General features: G+C 73.8%; 13 protein-coding genes. 4 read left to right on the forward strand and 9 right to left on the reverse strand.

The window, feature by feature from the left end:
* Positions 1-38: 38 nt before the first annotated feature.
* Together GGQ55_RS24540 and trxA are read left to right on the forward strand one after the other, a co-directional pair.
* A complete protein-coding gene (locus GGQ55_RS24540) occupies positions 39-446 on the forward strand; it encodes a four-helix bundle copper-binding protein (protein WP_179721325.1) in 408 nt (135 codons plus the stop codon).
* 38 nt (positions 447-484) lie between these two features.
* Entirely contained in the window at positions 485-856 is a 372-nt protein-coding gene (gene trxA / locus GGQ55_RS24545; protein WP_179721327.1) for a thioredoxin, read from the forward strand.
* 108 nt (positions 857-964) lie between these two features.
* Here trxA and GGQ55_RS24550 read toward each other — a convergent pair whose 3' ends face one another.
* Genes GGQ55_RS24550 through GGQ55_RS24585 form a run of 8 tightly spaced genes read right to left on the reverse strand, consistent with a single transcriptional unit; the run spans position 965 to position 11,189 of the window.
* Positions 965-2,569 carry an AMP-binding protein gene (locus GGQ55_RS24550; protein WP_179721329.1) on the reverse strand — a complete coding sequence of 535 codons (1,605 nt, stop codon included), beginning with the start codon at positions 2,567-2,569 and terminating at the stop codon, positions 965-967.
* 11 nt (positions 2,570-2,580) lie between these two features.
* Positions 2,581-3,156, reverse strand: coding sequence for a TetR/AcrR family transcriptional regulator (locus tag GGQ55_RS24555; protein ID WP_179721331.1), 576 nt, complete (start codon positions 3,154-3,156; stop codon positions 2,581-2,583).
* A complete protein-coding gene (locus GGQ55_RS24560; RefSeq protein WP_179721333.1) occupies positions 3,156-4,874 on the reverse strand; it encodes an acyclic terpene utilization AtuA family protein in 1,719 nt (572 codons plus the stop codon). Before GGQ55_RS24560 ends, GGQ55_RS24555 begins: the two co-directional genes overlap by 1 nt.
* Complete coding sequence (locus GGQ55_RS24565) at positions 4,871-5,653, reverse strand: TIGR03084 family metal-binding protein (protein WP_179721335.1); 783 nt, start codon at positions 5,651-5,653, stop codon at positions 4,871-4,873. Before GGQ55_RS24565 ends, GGQ55_RS24560 begins: the two co-directional genes overlap by 4 nt.
* A 2-nt stretch (positions 5,654-5,655) precedes the next feature.
* Entirely contained in the window at positions 5,656-6,417 is a 762-nt protein-coding gene (locus GGQ55_RS24570) for an enoyl-CoA hydratase/isomerase family protein (protein WP_179721337.1), read from the reverse strand.
* Positions 6,414-8,393, reverse strand: a complete 1,980-nt coding sequence (locus GGQ55_RS24575; protein WP_179721340.1) for an acetyl/propionyl/methylcrotonyl-CoA carboxylase subunit alpha — start codon at positions 8,391-8,393, stop codon at positions 6,414-6,416. The genes GGQ55_RS24570 and GGQ55_RS24575 overlap by 4 nt, the downstream gene beginning before the upstream one ends.
* A 7-nt stretch (positions 8,394-8,400) precedes the next feature.
* Entirely contained in the window at positions 8,401-10,023 is a 1,623-nt protein-coding gene (locus GGQ55_RS24580; protein WP_179721342.1) for an acyl-CoA carboxylase subunit beta, read from the reverse strand.
* On the reverse strand, positions 10,023-11,189 hold the full coding sequence (locus tag GGQ55_RS24585; protein ID WP_179721344.1) for an acyl-CoA dehydrogenase family protein: 1,167 nt from the start codon (positions 11,187-11,189) through the stop codon (positions 10,023-10,025). Before GGQ55_RS24585 ends, GGQ55_RS24580 begins: the two co-directional genes overlap by 1 nt.
* 152 nt (positions 11,190-11,341) lie before the next feature.
* Between GGQ55_RS24585 and GGQ55_RS24590 the strand changes: the two genes are divergently transcribed.
* Both GGQ55_RS24590 and GGQ55_RS24595 read left to right on the forward strand, forming a co-directional pair.
* On the forward strand, positions 11,342-12,694 hold the full coding sequence (locus tag GGQ55_RS24590; RefSeq protein ID WP_179721346.1) for a chloride channel protein: 1,353 nt from the start codon (positions 11,342-11,344) through the stop codon (positions 12,692-12,694).
* Between the two features lie 88 nt (positions 12,695-12,782).
* Positions 12,783-14,459: an AMP-binding protein gene (locus GGQ55_RS24595; RefSeq protein WP_179721348.1), complete on the forward strand. Its 1,677-nt coding sequence runs from the start codon at positions 12,783-12,785 to the stop codon at positions 14,457-14,459.
* Between the two features lie 3 nt (positions 14,460-14,462).
* On the opposite strand, the gene GGQ55_RS24600 is transcribed toward GGQ55_RS24595, so the two are convergent.
* Positions 14,463-14,915 (reverse strand): DUF1707 SHOCT-like domain-containing protein, encoded by a 453-nt coding sequence (locus tag GGQ55_RS24600; RefSeq protein WP_179721350.1) that lies wholly within the window; start codon positions 14,913-14,915, stop codon positions 14,463-14,465.
* Between the last annotated feature and the right edge of the window lie 26 nt (positions 14,916-14,941).

Here is a 14,941-nt window from a genome sequence, read left to right on the forward strand (position 1 = left end):
GACGCTACCGGCGGTCGCTCCCGGCGGTAGCGTCCGGCATGACCGTTGCCGCCCAGATGCTCGAGACCTTCCCGGCCGACCTCGGCGGGATCGACAGACAGAAGCTCCTCGCCTGCATCGAGGCCTGCGTCGAGTGCGGCCAGGCCTGCACCGCGTGCGCCGATGCCGACCTCAGCGAGGAGACGGTCGCCCACCTCAGGACGTGCATCCGCTCGTGCCTCGACTGCGCCGACGTCTGCGAGGCCACCGGCCGGGTGCTCTCGCGGCGCACCGCCTACGACGCGACCGTCACCCGCGCGGTGCTCGAGGCCTGCGCCACCACGTGCCGGGCCTGCGGGGACGAGTGCGAGCGGCACGCGCAGATGCACGAGCACTGCCGGATCTGCGCCGAGGTGTGCCGGCGCTGCGAGCAGGCCTGCCGGGACCTGCTCGGTTCGCTCGGCTGAACCGGGAATCCCGGCGGCGCAGGGTTGTTGCTTCTCCCATGAGCAGCACCGCACTCACCGCCGGCACCTTCGAGACCACGGTGACGGACAACGACATCGTGCTCGTCGACTTCTGGGCCGACTGGTGCGGCCCGTGCAAGCGCTTCGCGCCGGTGTTCGAGGCCGCCAGCGAGGTTCACCCCGACATCGTGTTCGCCAAGGTCGACACCGAGGCCGAGCAGGGGCTGTCCGCCGCGGCGAACATCCGCTCGATCCCGACGCTGATGGCCTTCCGGCAGGGCATCCTCGTGTTCAACCAGGCCGGTGCGCTGCCGGCGCCCGCGCTGGAGCAGCTGATCGAGGGCGTCCGCAGCCTCGACATGGACAAGGTCCGCGAGCAGCTCGCCGAGCAGAAGGCCCAGTCGGCCTAGACCGCCGTCCCGGCTCGCGGCAACGCGTCCGGCCCCCAGCGGTGATCAGGTGACCTGATCAATGGCTGTCCTACCGCACCAGCGTTGGTGCGGTAGGACAGTGTTCGATCAGGTCACCTGATCACCGCCGTGGCCGCCGTACAGGTCGGCGTGGTGCTGGCGGACGACGTTCTTCTGGATCTTGCCGGTCGAGGTCTTCGGCAGCTCGTCCACGACCACGACCGCCTTCGGCACCTTGTAGCCGTCCAGCCGCCCCTTGAGCGCGGCGATCAGCTCGGCCTCGTCGATCCGCTCCCCCGGCTTCGGGACGACGACCGCCGTGATCGCCTCGCTCCACCGCGCGTGCGGCAGCCCGACCACGACCGCCTCGGCGATCCGCGGATCGGCCGCGTAGACCGCCTTCTCGACCTCGATCGAGGCCACGTTCTCCCCGCCGGTCTTGATCACGTCCTTGTACCGGTCGGCGAACCACAGCACGCCGTCCTCGCCGAAGCGGCCGACGTCGCCGGAGTGGAACCAGCCGTGCTCGAACGCGGCCGCCGTCGCCTCGGGGTTGCGCAGGTACCCGGTCATCGTCGACGGCCCGCGGTAGACGATCTCGCCCTGCTCGCCCCACGGCAGCAGCGCGCCGTCCGGACCCATGACCGCCACCTGCACCCCGGTGACCGGCGTGCCGACCGCGCCGATGTGGGTGAGCTGGTGCTCCGGCCGGAAGAACGTGGTCACCGGGCTCATCTCGGTCTGCCCGAACAGCAGCGCGAAGTCGCAGTCGAAGCCGGCCAGGCAGGCGCGGATCAGCGCGTCGGGCATCGGTGCCATGGCGTAGACCGCGCGCCGGAGGCTGGTCACGTCCCGCTCGCCGAACGTCGGGTGCTCCAGCGCGGCGCGGTACATCATCGGCAGCCCGAAGACCTGGGTGATCCGCTCCCGCTCGATGGTCTCCAGGAAGACGACCGGGTCGAAGCCGCGCAGCACGTGGATGGTCGCGCCGACCAGCACCGCCGGGGTGCAGAACGCGTTGAGCTGGGCGGTGTGGAACATCGGCATCATCGCCGCGAACCGGTCGCTCGCGCTCCAGCCGTTGTCCAGCGCCGTCGACATCGACTCCAGGTAGATGGCCAGGTGGCTGCCGACCACGCCCTTCGGGAAGGACGTCGTCCCGGAGGTGTACAGGTAGGACAGCGGGGCGCGGTCCTCGACGAGCACCTGGGGCTCGGTCTCGTCGTCGGCGGCGAGCTCGTCGAGCGTCGTCCAGGTCCGTTCGGCGGGCTCGGCCGTGTACTCGGCGCCGAGCCCCGGGAGGACGACGACGTCGCCGATCTCGGCCACCTTGGCGATCGCCTCGGTCATCGCGCCGACCAGCTGCGTCTCGACCGCCAGGCCGCGGGAGCGGGAGTGCTCGAGCACGTAGGCGACCTCGTCGGGCCGCCAGCCGAGGTTGACCGGCACGCAGACCACGCCGAGCTTGGCGCAGGCGTAGTAGACGGCGAGGAACTCCGCGCTGTTCCCGGAGGCCAGCCCGAGGGCGTCGCCGGTGGAGTAACCCCGCGCCGCGAGGCCGTGCGCGATCCGGTTCACCCAGGCGTTGAGCTCGCGGTAGGTCCACCGGCGCTCGCCGTCGACCACCGCGACCTGATCCGGCCGTGCCGCGGCCGTGCGGGTCAGGCTGTCGCCGACGTTGACCCGCTGGATGAGGTTCTCTGCCAGCTCCATCGCTCTCTCCCTCAGGTGTAGAGGCATCTCCGGGCGCACTCGGTCAGCAGGTCCGCCAGCGCCTCGCGCGGGACGCCGGCGTTCCAGGTCGCCGCCGACTGGATCGCGCCGATCGCCACGTGCACGCGGGCGCGGGCGTCGGCGTCGAGCAGCTCGGGGCGCAGTTCGCGCAGCGTGTGCACCCACTCCTCGACGTAGTGCCGCTGCAGCCGGCGCAGCCGCCGCTGGTCGCCGTCCGGGAGGGTCTGCACCTCGCGCAACCACAGGCGGACCAGCAGGGCCTCGTCGACGGCGAAGCGCACCTGGTCGCGGACCAGCTCGTCGAGCACCTCGGCGTCGGGCCGGCCGGAGCCGACCGCCGCCGACGCGCCGGCCAGCAGCCGCTCCATCCCGTCGTCGAGCAGCGCCAGCAGGACGGCGGACTTCGAGTCGAAGTGCCGGTAGACGCCGGAGCCGACGATCCCGGACGCGGCACCGATGTCGGCCATGCTCACCGCGTGGAAGCCGCGCTCGGCGACCAGCTCGGCGGCGGCGCGCAGGATCCGCTCCCGCCGGTCGGGGTCGCGGGTGCGCACGCTCTCGGACATCAGACGAGCTCCGCCGGGACGTCGACCAGCCGCGAGCGCAGGTACTCCCCCAGCCCCTTGGCCTGCGGGTCGGGCCGGGTGCTCGACGCCACGCCCTCGCCGAGCAGGCCGACGACAACCACGTTGACCGCCCGCAGGTTCGGCAGGGCGAAGACCCGCACCTCCAGGTCGGCCGCCTCGGGGAGCAGCTCGCGGACCCGGTCGGGTGTGATCTCCGCGGCCAGCCAGGCGTAGCCGGCGTCGTCCCGGGCCCACAGCCCGATGTTGGCGTTGCCGCCCTTGTCCCCCGACCGCGCCCCCGCCACCGTCCCCAGCGGCACCCGCACCGTCGGTCCGTCCGGGCGGGCCGTCGCCGGCGCCGGCCGCGGCGCCGGCACGGCGCCCGACGGCGAGTGCGGGATGGTCGTCGTGGTCCCGTCGGGCAGGTGGACGACGTGCTCGACCTCGTCGGCGGGCACCAGCGCCGGCCAGTAGACGCCGTAGGCCGTCTCCGACGTCGGCGGTGTCGTGGTGTGGAAGCCCGGGTAGCCGCCGAGGGCCAGCGCCATGGTGGCGTCGGAGAAGCGGCGCCCGACCTTCGCCGGGTCGGGGTCCTTGACCGTGATCCGCAGGTGCGCGCCCGTGTCGAACGGCAGCAGCCGGATGTCGGAGTCGGCGAACGTGCCCCACCCGCCGAGCAGCTCGTCGAGCAGATCGCGCGCCCGGGCGGCCTTCGCCTCGAGGTCGAGGCCGGTGAGCACGAGCGTCATCGTGTTGCGGTAGCCGCCCAGGTAGTTCAGCGCGACCTTCAGCGTGTCCGGCGGCGGCGAGCCGCGTGTGCCCGAAAGCCGCACCCGGTCGGGCGCCTCCTGGGTGAGCTCGACGGTGTCGAAGTGCGCGACGACGTCGGGGTTGAGGTACGCGGGCTCGGCGATCTCGTAGAGCAGCTGCGCGGTCACCGTGCCCACCGAGACGACGCCGCCGGTGCCCTCGTGCTTGGTGATCACGCTGCTGCCGTCGGCGGCGACCTCGGCGATCGGGAACCCCGGGTACCGCAGGTCGGTGATCTCGTCGAGGAAGGCGTAGTTGCCGCCGGTCGCCTGCGGCCCGCACTCGATGACGTGCCCCGCCGCGACCGCCCCGGCCAGGGCGTCCCAGTCCTCCCGCGCCCAGCCGTGCCACCACGCGGCCGGCCCGACGACCAGCGAGGCGTCGGTGACCCGCGGGCAGACGACGACGTCGGCGCCGGCGGAGAGGGCCGCCGCGATCCCCCACCCGCCGAGGTAGGCGTTGGCGGAGATCGGCCGCACGCCCGCCGCGGCCAGGGTGCGTCCGGTGTCGAGGTGCGCGAGGTCGACGCCGGCCGCCTGCAGCTCGGGCAGCCGGTCGAGCAGGTCGTCACCGGTGATCGCGGCGACCTTCGGCGCCAGGCCCAGGGTCGCGGCGAGCTTGCCGACCTCGTCGGCCAGGCCCAGCGGGTTGAGGCCGCCGGCATTTGTGACGATCTTGATGCCGCGGTCGAGGCAGGTGCCGAGCACCTCCTCGAGCTGGGTGAGGAAGGTCCGCGCGTAGCCCGCGGTGTCGTCCTTCCGGCGCGCCTTCCAGAGGATCAGCATGGTCAGCTCGGCCAGGTAGTCACCGGTGAGGACGTCGATCGGGCCGCCCTCGACCATCTCCTTGGCGGCGGCGAGCCGGTCGCCGTAGAAGCCGGAGCAGTTCGCGATGCGCACGGGTCTCACGCCGTCCTCCCCCGTCCCGGCGCGCCGGCGAAGGCCTGCGCGACGTCGAGCCACCGGTCGGCGACCGGGCCGGTCGCGGTCAGCGCGGTCTGCGACCGGTGCCGGCGCTGGACGACGAGCAGGCAGAAGTCCTCGGCCGGGCCGGTGACGCGGTCGGCGGCGTCCTCGGGGCCCCAGGTCCACGGTTCGCCGTCCGGGCCGGTCAGCTCCACCCGGACCGGGACGGTGGGCGGCTCCTCCCCGCGGACGACGAAGCTCCAGCCGAACGTCCGGACGCCGAGATGGGCGACGTGCCGCAGCCGCAGGGTCGGCCGGCGGGTCAGCCCCAGCGCGTCGACGACGTCCTGCCCGTGCGCCCAGGTCTCCATCAGCCGCGCGGTCACCGACGACGCCGCGCTCATCGGCGGGCCGTACCAGGGCAGCTGGGTGCCGGGGTCGAGCGCGCCGAAGGTGTCCAGGTAGTCGCGGCGCTCCCGCTGCAGCCAGGCGAAGGCCTCGGCGCCGGAGAGCCCGCGGTACTTCTCGGCGATCCGGTCGGGGAAGTCGGGCCCCTCGGCGGTGATGGCCTCGGTGTCGGCCCGGAACCGCTCGGGGTCGGTGGCCGAGAGCACCGCGGTCCCGTCGAAGTAGGCGAGGTGGGTGACCTGGTCGCGCACGGTCCAGCCCGCCGCGGGGGTGTCGCGGTTCCACTCCGGCTCGGCCAGCACGGAGAGCACCTCGTAGAGGTCGGCGGACTCGGCGGCCAGGTCGGCGGTGAGCACGCCCATGTCGACGGCCACGGCTACCTCCCCTGCCAGACGGGCGCGCGCTTGTCGCGGAAGGCGGCCGGGCCCTCCTGCGCGTCGGCGCTGCGGTAGACCGGCGCCCACAGCTCCTCGGCCTGCTCGAACGCAGACGCCAGCGGCAGCTCCGCGACCAGCCGGACCGTCTTCTTCGCCGCGCGCACCGACAGCGGCGCGTTGGCCGCGATCCGCTCGGCCAGCGCCTGCGCGGTGGCCCGGAGCTCGGCGAGCGGCACGACCTGGTTGACCAGGCCGACCTCGTGCGCGCGGGCGGCGTCGATCGGGTCGCCGGTGAGCAGCATCTGCATCGCGATCCGCGGCGGCACGAGCAGCGGCAGCGGGGTGGCCCAGGGCATGCCCCGGCCGACCTTGGCCTCGGTGACCGCGAACCGGGCGTGCTCGGCGGCGACGACGAGGTCGCAGTTCATCACCAGCAGGAAGCCCCCGGCGTAGGCGACGCCGTTGACCGCGGCGATGGTCGGCTTGTCGACGTCGATGTTGCGGCCGAACTGCGGCAGGAAGTCCACGGGGACGGTGGTCATCGCCGAGTCGGCCATCTCCCGCAGGTCACCGCCGGCGCAGAACGCGGTGTCGCCGGCACCGGTGAGCACGAGCACCGCGGCGTCGTCGTCGGCGTTGAACCGCCGCACGCCGTCCCAGAGCGCGGCGCGCACCGCCGCCGACAGCGCGTTGCGCGCCTCCGGCCGGTCGATGGTCAGCCAGGCGACCCCGTTGTCGACCTCGTAGGTCACCTCGCTCATCCGGTCACCACCGCGAGCACGTGCCCGGTGTCGACGGCCTGGCCGACGTCGGCGTGCAGGGAGGTGACGACGCCGTCGTGCGGGGCGCGGACGGCGTGCTCCATCTTCATCGCCTCCAGGACGACGACCACGGTGCCCGCGCCGACCGGGGCGCCCTCCTCGACCTCGACCCGCACGACCGTGCCGGGCATCGGCGCGTGCAGGGAGCCCGCCTCCTCCTCGGCCACCGGCTCGGGGAACCGCTCGGCCTCCACCAGCTCGGTGGCGCCCAGCGCGCTGTCGCAGAACGAGGTGTCGCCGACCCGGTGCACGTCGACGGTGCGCCGGACGCCGTCGACGGTGAGCGTCACGCGCTCGGCGGTGACCGCGCCGACGGTGACGTCGAGCCGCTCGCCGTCCACGCTGGCGCGCACGCCGTCGCGGCCGAACCGGTAGGCGACGTCGACCGTCCGGTCGCCCACACCGAAGGAGGCGGAGGCATCGGCGTTGGGGACGTTGCGCCAGCCGGCCGGGATCGTCGCCTGCACCCGGGCGTCGGTGCGGCGTGCCGCCGCCCCCGCCAGGGCGGCCGCCAGCGCGTGCACCCGGACGGCGAGCTCCTCCTGCGGGTTGCGGGAGAGCTCCGCCGGGTCGTGCCGCTCCAGGTAGCCGGTGTCGATCGCGCCGCGGCGGAACTCGTCCTCGCGCAGCAGGCCGACGAGCAGGTCGCGGTTGGTCGTGACGCCGTGCAGGTGCGCGTCGGCCAGCGCCCGCGCCAGCGTGCGGCAGGCGGCGTCGCGGGTGGGTCCGTACGCGATGACCTTGGCCAGCATCGGGTCGTAGTAGGTGCTCACCACGGAGCCGTCGATGACGCCGGCGTCGACCCGCACACCGGGCAGCGCCGGGACGGCGAACCGGTGCAGGGTGCCGGTGACCGGGAGGAACCCGGCCGGCACGTCCTCGGCGTAGAGCCGCACCTCGACCGCGTGCCCGGTGATCGAGGCGCCGGTGACCTCGTCGGGCAGCGGCTCGCCGTCGGCGACCTGTAGCTGCACCCGCACCAGGTCGAGGCCGGTGACCAGCTCGGTGACCGGGTGCTCGACCTGCAGCCGGGTGTTGACCTCGAGGAAGAAGAACCGGCCCGACTGGTCGAGCACGAACTCGACGGTGCCGGCGCCGACGTAGTCGATCGCTTTGGCCGCGGCGACCGCGGCGGCACCGAGCTCGGCGCGCAGCTCCGGCGTCACCGCCGGCGACGGCGCCTCCTCGACGATCTTCTGGTAGCGGCGCTGGATCGAGCACTCGCGCTCGAAGAGATGGACGACGGTGCCGTGGGTGTCGCCGAAGACCTGCACCTCGACGTGCCGCGGCCGCTCGACGAACCGCTCCAGGAACACCGTGCCGTCGCCGAACGCCGAGGCCGCCTCCCGCCGCGCGCCGGCGACCGCCTCGGCCAGCTCGTCGGGCGCCCGGACGATCCGCATGCCGCGTCCGCCGCCGCCGAACGCGGCCTTGACCAGCAGCGGGTAGCCGATGCCCTCGCCCGCCCTTCTCAGCGCCGCCTCGTCCAGCTCGCCCCGGGCGCCGATGACCGCGCCGGGCAGCGTGGGCACGCCGGCCGCGGCCATCCGCTCCTTGGCCGCCGTCTTCGAGCCCATCGCCTCGATCGCCTCGGGCGAGGGGCCGACGAAGACCAGCCCGGCGTCGGCGCAGGCCCGGGCGAACCCGGCGTTCTCCGACAGGAAGCCGTAGCCGGGGTGGACGGCGTCCGCGCCGGTGGCCCGCGCCGCGGCGACGATCAGCTCGCCGCGCAGGTAGGTCTCCCCCGGTGTCGCGCCGGGCAGCCGGACCGCCTCGTCGGCTGCGGCCACGAACGGCGCGTCGGCGTCCGGGTCGGAGAAGACCGCGACCGTGGCGATGTCCATCGCCCGGGCGGTGCGGATGATGCGGGCGGCGATCTCGCCGCGGTTGGCGACGAGCAGCTTCCGGATGGTCATGAGCTCCTCACATCCGGAAGACGCCGAAGCCACGGCGTCCCTCGATCGGTCCGGAGTGCGCGGCCGACAGCGCGATGCCGAGCGCCGTGCGGGTGTCGCGCGGGTCGAGCAGGCCGTCGTCGTAGAGCCGCGCGGTGACGAAGAAGGAGTGCGACTCGGCGTCGATCTGCGCCTCGATGGCCCGGCGGCGGGCGTCGTCCGCGTCCTGGTCGAACGGCCGCCCGGACGCCGCCGCGGCCGCCTTGCCGACGATCGACATGACCCCCGCCAGCTGGGCGGCGCCCATGACGGCGAGCTTGGCGCCGACCCAGGCGAACATCAGCCGCGGGTCGTAGGCCCGCCCGCTCATGCCGTAGTTGCCGGCGCCGAAGCTCGAGGCGGTGTTGATGGTGATGTGCGGGACCGTCGAGTTGGTGACGGCGTTGATCATCTTCGAGCCGTCCTTGATGATCCCGCCCTGCTCGTAGTCCTTGCCGACCATGTAGCCGGTGGTGTTCTGCAGGAAGACCAGCGGGGTGTCGACCTGGTTGGCCAGCTGGATGAACTCGGCGGCCTTCTTGGCCTCCTCGCTGAACAGCACGCCGCGGGCGTTGGCCAGCACACCGACCGGGTAGCCGTGCACCGAGGCCCAGCCGGTGACCAGGCTGGTGCCGTACTCCGGCTTGTACTCGCCGAACCGGGAGCCGTCGACGACGCGGGCGAGCACCTCGCGCGGGTCGAACGGCACGCGGATGTCGGCCGGGGCGATGCCGAGCAGCTCGTCGGGGTCGTAGCGGGGCTCGTCGGCCGGCAGCGAGGGGCCGGGCCCGAGCTTGCGCCAGTTCAGCTCGCTGACGATCCGCCGTCCCAGCCGGATGGCGTCGCGCTCGTCGACGGCGAAGTGGTCGGCCAGCCCGGACACGCGGCTGTGCATGCGGGCGCCGCCGAGCTCCTCGTCGTCGGCGTCCTCACCGGTGGCCATCTTGACCAGCGGCGGGCCGCCCAGGAACACCTTGGCCTGCTGGTCGACCAGGACGGCGTAGTCGCACATCCCCGGCACGTACGCGCCCCCGGCGGTGGAGTTGCCGAACACCAGCGCGATCGTCGGCACGCCCATCGCCGAGAGCTCGGTCAGGTCGTGGAAGATCTTGCCGGCCGGCACGAACAGCTCCGACTGGGTCGGCAGGTCGGCGCCGCCGGACTCGACCAGGTTGATCACCGGCAGCCGGTTGATCCGGGCGATCTCCAGGGCGCGCAGCGACTTCTTCAGCGACCAGGGGTTCATCGCGCCGCCGCGCACGGTCGACTCGTGGGCGATGACCACGCACTCGACGCCGCTCACCACCCCGATCCCGGTGACCAGGCTGGCGCCGACGGTGAACTCGGTGCCCCACGCGGCCAGCGGCGAGAGCTCGAGGAACGCCGAGTCGCGGTCCAGCAGCAGCTCCAGCCGCTCGCGGGCGAGCAGCCGGCCGCGGTCGCGGTGCCGCTGCTGGTAGCGCTCGCCGCCACCGGCGCGGGCCAGGTCGAGCTGCTCCTCCAGCTGCTCGAGCAGGGCCAGGTTGGCCGCGCGGTTGGTGCGGTACTGCTCGTCGGCGGTGTCCAGCGTCGAGCGCAGCACCGTGCCCTCGTCGACCCGCGGGTGCGCCATCAGTACGACCTCGGCAGGCCCAGGCTGTGCTGGGCGACGAAGTTGAGGATCATCTCGCGGTTCACCGGGGCGATCCGCAGCAGGCGGGCCAGCCCCCACAGCGGCACGAGGCCGTACTCGGTGGACAGCCCGTTGCCGCCGTGGGTCTGGATGGCCGCGTCGACGGCGGCCAGCGCGGCCTCGGCGGCGGCGTACTTGGCCATGTTGCTGGCCTCGCCGGCGGGCAGCCCGAGATCGTGCGCCCAGGCGGCCTTGCGGGTCATCAACCCGGCGAGCTCGGTCTCGATCTTCGCCTTGGCCAGCGGGTGGCTGACCCCCTGGTGGGCACCGATCGGGGTCTGCCACACCTGCCGGGTGCGGGCGTAGTCGGCGGCGCGGTCCAGCGCGTAGCGGGCGATGCCGACGCAGACCGCCGCCCCGGTGATCCGCTCGGGGTTCAGGCCGTGGAAGACCTGCGTGAAGCCGTCGCCCTCCTCGCCGACCAACGCGTCCGGGCCGAGCCGCGCCTCGTCGAAGTGCAGCGTGAACTGCTTCTCCGGCAGCTGGGCGCTCACGGGCAGCGGGTGGGCCTGCAGCCCCGGGGTGTCGGTCGGGACGACGAACAGCGACAACCGCGGCTTGCCGGTGCCCGGGTCGCGGCCGCGCTGCGCCCCGGTGCGGGCGACCACCAGGACGGCGTCGGCCTCGTCGACCCCGGAGATGTAGTACTTGGTGCCCGAGAGCAGCCAGTCCTCGCCGTCCCGGACCGCCACGGTGGACAGCTCGTGGGTGTTGGAGCCGGCGTCGGGCTCGGTGATCGCGAAGACCACCTTGCTGCGGCCGGACGCCAGCCCGGGCAGCCAGCGCGCCTTCTGCTCCTCGGAGCCGTACCGGCCGATCACCTCGGCGGAGATCGCCTGCGAGACCAGGAGCAGCAGCAGCGGCGCCCCGGCGGCCGCGGTCTCCTCGCAGACCGCGGCGAGCTCGCGCAGCCCGGCCCCGCCGCCGCCGTACTCCTCGGCCACGTTGATCCCGATGAAGCCGGCCTCGCCGAGCGCCGACCACAGCTCGTCGCAGGGCTCGTGCGCCTCGGCGTGCCGGGCGTAGTAGGCCCCGCCGAAGCGGCCGGTGATGTCCGCGACGGTCTTGCGCAGCGCCTGCATCTCGGCGGTCTCGGCGAAGTCCACGGCGCCCCCAGAAGTGATTCGTCATTCACTACCGGACGCAGCCAACACCACTCGGGGGCGGCTGTCGAGGGCCTCTCCTCATCCGGCGCGGAGGATGCGTCCGCACCGCGCCGGGCACCAGCGTGGCGCGGGCCGGAACGGAGGCCGCGACGATGACCACGCAGGCTTCGGACAGCTCCGCCCCGGCGGCCGCCGCGGATCCTGCGGCCCTGCTGCGCAGCCGGCAGTACCTGCAGCTGCTGGTCCTCTCCGTCGTCCTCGGCGTGCCGATCTCCGCCATCGCCTACGGGTTCCTCGCGCTCAGCGACACGCTGCAGGACTGGCTGTACTCCGACCTGCCCGCAGCCCTGGACCTGGACCCGGTGCCCGCCTGGTGGCCGCTGCCGGTGCTCGGCGCGGGCGGGTTGCTGGTCGCCGTCCTCATCCGGTATGTGCCGGGTCACGGCGGCGAGTCGCCGCTCGGGGGGTTCACCCCTGGCGGCGGCGCTCCCGGCCCGGTTCCGCTGCTGGGGATCGCGGTCGCCGCGCTCGTCAGCCTGGCGGCGGGCGCCGTCGTCGGACCGGAGGCGCCGCTGGTCGCGATCGGCGGCGGGCTCGCCGCGCTCGCCGTCCGGGCGGCCCGCCGCGGCGCGCCGGCGCAGGTGCTCACCGTCGTCGCCGCGGCCGGCAGCTTCGCCGCGATCAGCGCGCTGCTGGGCTCGCCGCTGTCCGGTGCGTTCCTGCTCATGGAGGCGGTCGGGCTCGGCGGCCCGCTGCTGCGGACGCTGCTGCTGCCCGGGCTGGTCGCGTCGGGGATCGGCACGCTCGTGTTCATCGGCCTGGACGCCTGGACCGGCCTCGGCACGTTCACCCTCGCCCTCCCCGATCTGCCGTCCTTCGCCCATCCCGACCTCGCCCAGCTCGCCTGGGCCGTGCCCATCGGCGTCGCGGCCGCGCTCCTCGTGAGCGGGATCCGCCGGGTCGCGGTGCCGCTGCGGGCACCGGTCGAGCGGCGCATCCTGGTCGCCGGCCCGCTCGTCGGGCTCGCCGTCGCCGGCCTGGCCATCGGCTACGCGCAGCTCACCGGGCACGGGACGGCGGACGTGCTGTTCTCCGGCGAGGCCGGGCTGCCCGCGGTGGTCAGCCGGAGCGCCGAGTACTCGACCGGCGCGCTGCTCCTGCTCCTGGTCTGCAAGTCGCTCGCCTACGCGGGCTCGCTGGTCGCCTTCCGCGGCGGTCCGACCTTCCCGGCCATCTTCCTGGGGGCGGTCGGCGGGATCGCCCTGTCGGCGATCCCCGGCCTGCCCCTGGTCCCGGCCATCGCGATGGGCATGGGTGCGACCTGCGCGGCGATGCTGCAGCTGCCGCTGACCTCGGTGCTGCTGGCCACCCTGATCATGGGGGCCGACGGGCTGGCCGTGATGCCGGTGGTGATCGTCGCCGTGGCCGTGAGCTACGTCGTGACGGCGCGGCTCACGCCGCCGGTGCCCGCCGCCGCACCGGCCGCGGCACCAGCCGCCAAGTGATCGGCCATTCACTTCGGGGCTCCGGTGGTCCAGACTCTGTGGCGCCCGTCACGCCTCAGGCCCGCACCACCGAACCCGGGGAGCCCCAATGGTCATCGACGTCGAGAAGCTCTACGACCGCCGCGCGGACAACCGGTGGGACCGGACCTGCGTCGGCGACGTCCTGGAGCGGGTGACCTGGAGTCGGCCGGACCGGGTGGCCATCACCGGCTGGGCGGGCGCCTTCGCCACCCCCGAGTTCGAGCGGCTGACCTACCGCGAGGCGAACGAGGTCGTGAACCGGGTGGCGCAGGGTCTGCTCGCCCGCGGCCTGACCCGCGGCGACCGGGTGCTCCTGCTCTGCGAGAACTCGGTCGAGGCGTACCTGACCAAGCTCGGCGTGGCCAAGGCCGGCATGGTCAACGTCCCGCTCAACCCCTCGCTCGCCCCCGACGTGATCGCGCAGCTCCTCGCGCTGGCCGAGCCGCGCTTCGCCGTCGTCGACGCCGAGCTGTGGCCGGCCGTGCAGCCGGCGTTCGACGCCGCCGGCCTCTCCCCCGACGTGACCATCGGCATCGGCGGCGGGCCGGTCGCCGGCACCGTCGCCTTCCCCGAGTTCCTCGCCGGCGCCTCGCCCGAGGAGCCGGACACCGTCGTCCACGGCGACGACATCTGGGAGCTGCTGTTCACCTCGGGGACGACGGCGCTGCCGAAGGGCGTGATGCTCTCGCACACCTACGCGCACATGGGCGCGTACGCGTTCGCGCTGTCGCTGACCCGCGGCGTGCCGGTCGAGGCCGACCTGGTGCTCTGCTCGTTCCTGCCGGTGATCTACCACGTGGCCGACCAGGCGCTGTCGCTGCCGGCGTTCCTGGCCGGCGGCCGGCTGCTGATCGGCCGCCGGCCGGTGCCGGGCGAGATGGCCGCGGCGGTGCGCCGCGAGCAGGTCACCGCGCTGTGGGGCGGCTCCCCGCAGCTGGTCAAGGCGTTCGCCGCGGCGCTGGACGCCGGCGAGCCGGACTGCGCGCTGAAGGTGCTGGTCTACGGCTGGGGCGCGGTCGAGCCCGGTGTGCTGGCCACGCTCAAGGAGCAGTGCGGCGAGGACTTCCTGCTCGTGGGCATCTTCGGGCAGACCGAGGCGATCAGCTGCCACCGCTTCTGGCCCGACCGGGAGCGGGAGAAGTACGTCAAGGCCGGGTCCAGCGTCAACTACGTCGGCATCCCGAACCCGCTGCTGGCCTCGACGATCATGGACTTCGACGGCTCGTCGCTGCTGGACAAGCCCGGCACTCCCGGCGAGGCCGTGTACCGCTCCCCCGCCGTCGCCTCGGGCTACTACCGCGACCTACCGGCCACCGAGGAGGCCTTCCGCCACGGCTGGTTCCACTCCGGCGACAGCTGCGTGGTCGACGACGAGGGCCTGCGGATCATGGTCGACCGCTACAAGGACATCATCAAGAGCGGTGGCGAGAACGTCTCGAGCATCCGGGTCGAGGCGATGCTGCACGAGCACCCGCAGGTGGCGAAGGCCGCCGTCATCGGGCTGGCCCATGACCGCTGGGGCGAGGCGGTGACGGCGGTCGTCGTCCGGACGCCGGACGCGACGGTCACCGAGGACGAGCTGGTCGACTGGGCGCGCGCCCGGTTGGCCGGCTTCGAGACGCCGAAGGCCGTCGTCTTCGCCGACGCGCTGCCCGAGACCGTGGGCGGCAAGGTGCTCAAGTACAAGCTGCGCCAGGCGATGGCCGACCTCTACGCCGCCGCGGCGTCGTCCTCGGCCGACTGACCCTCAACGGCGCTCGCCGCGCATCCCGACCACGCCGGCGGAGACGGCGAACAGTGCCGCCCCGGGCACGGCCAGCCACATCGGCCAGAAGTACGTGAGCCCGGTCGTGACGCTGACGATCAGCCAGACGGTCAGGTTGATCGCGACCACCGCGCCCCAGACGGTCCACAGCACCTTGAGCGCGGTCGGCACCCGGGCGACCGACGGCGCCGGGCGCGGCGCGGGCGGCGCGGTCGGTCTCGGGCGCAGCTCGGGCAGCGCCATCGCGCTCGCCGGCGGCAGGTCGATGAACAGCGGCTCGAGGTCGGCGTACGTGACGGCGGCGTAGGCCTTAGCCAGCCGGTCGTCGTACTCGACGACGTCGAGCCGTCCTTCGCCCATCGCGAGGCGCAGTCGCTCGGCGGCGGCCTGCCGGTCGCGGTCCGACACCCGCAGATCCGGACGTCGCTCGTCCATGTCAGACCTCCCGGGAACCTGCCCGG

The sequence above is a fragment of the Petropleomorpha daqingensis genome (assembly GCF_013408985.1).
Taxonomy (GTDB): Bacteria; Actinomycetota; Actinomycetes; order Mycobacteriales; family Geodermatophilaceae; genus Petropleomorpha; species Petropleomorpha daqingensis.

Bases quoted from the DNA above. Each gene is read 5' to 3' on its own strand.
- GGQ55_RS24540 (WP_179721325.1), top strand. From the start codon at position 39: ATGACCGTTGCCGCCCAGATGCTCGAGACCTTCCCGGCCGACCTCGGC.
- trxA (WP_179721327.1), top strand. From the start codon at position 485: ATGAGCAGCACCGCACTCACCGCCGGCACCTTCGAGACCACGGTGACG.
- GGQ55_RS24550 (WP_179721329.1), bottom strand. From the start codon at position 2,569: ATGGAGCTGGCAGAGAACCTCATCCAGCGGGTCAACGTCGGCGACAGC.
- GGQ55_RS24555 (WP_179721331.1), bottom strand. From the start codon at position 3,156: ATGTCCGAGAGCGTGCGCACCCGCGACCCCGACCGGCGGGAGCGGATC.
- GGQ55_RS24570 (WP_179721337.1), bottom strand. From the start codon at position 6,417: ATGAGCGAGGTGACCTACGAGGTCGACAACGGGGTCGCCTGGCTGACC.
- GGQ55_RS24575 (WP_179721340.1), bottom strand. From the start codon at position 8,393: ATGACCATCCGGAAGCTGCTCGTCGCCAACCGCGGCGAGATCGCCGCC.
- GGQ55_RS24580 (WP_179721342.1), bottom strand. From the start codon at position 10,023: ATGGCGCACCCGCGGGTCGACGAGGGCACGGTGCTGCGCTCGACGCTG.
- GGQ55_RS24590 (WP_179721346.1), top strand. From the start codon at position 11,342: ATGACCACGCAGGCTTCGGACAGCTCCGCCCCGGCGGCCGCCGCGGAT.
- GGQ55_RS24595 (WP_179721348.1), top strand. From the start codon at position 12,783: ATGGTCATCGACGTCGAGAAGCTCTACGACCGCCGCGCGGACAACCGG.
- GGQ55_RS24600 (WP_179721350.1), bottom strand. From the start codon at position 14,915: ATGGACGAGCGACGTCCGGATCTGCGGGTGTCGGACCGCGACCGGCAG.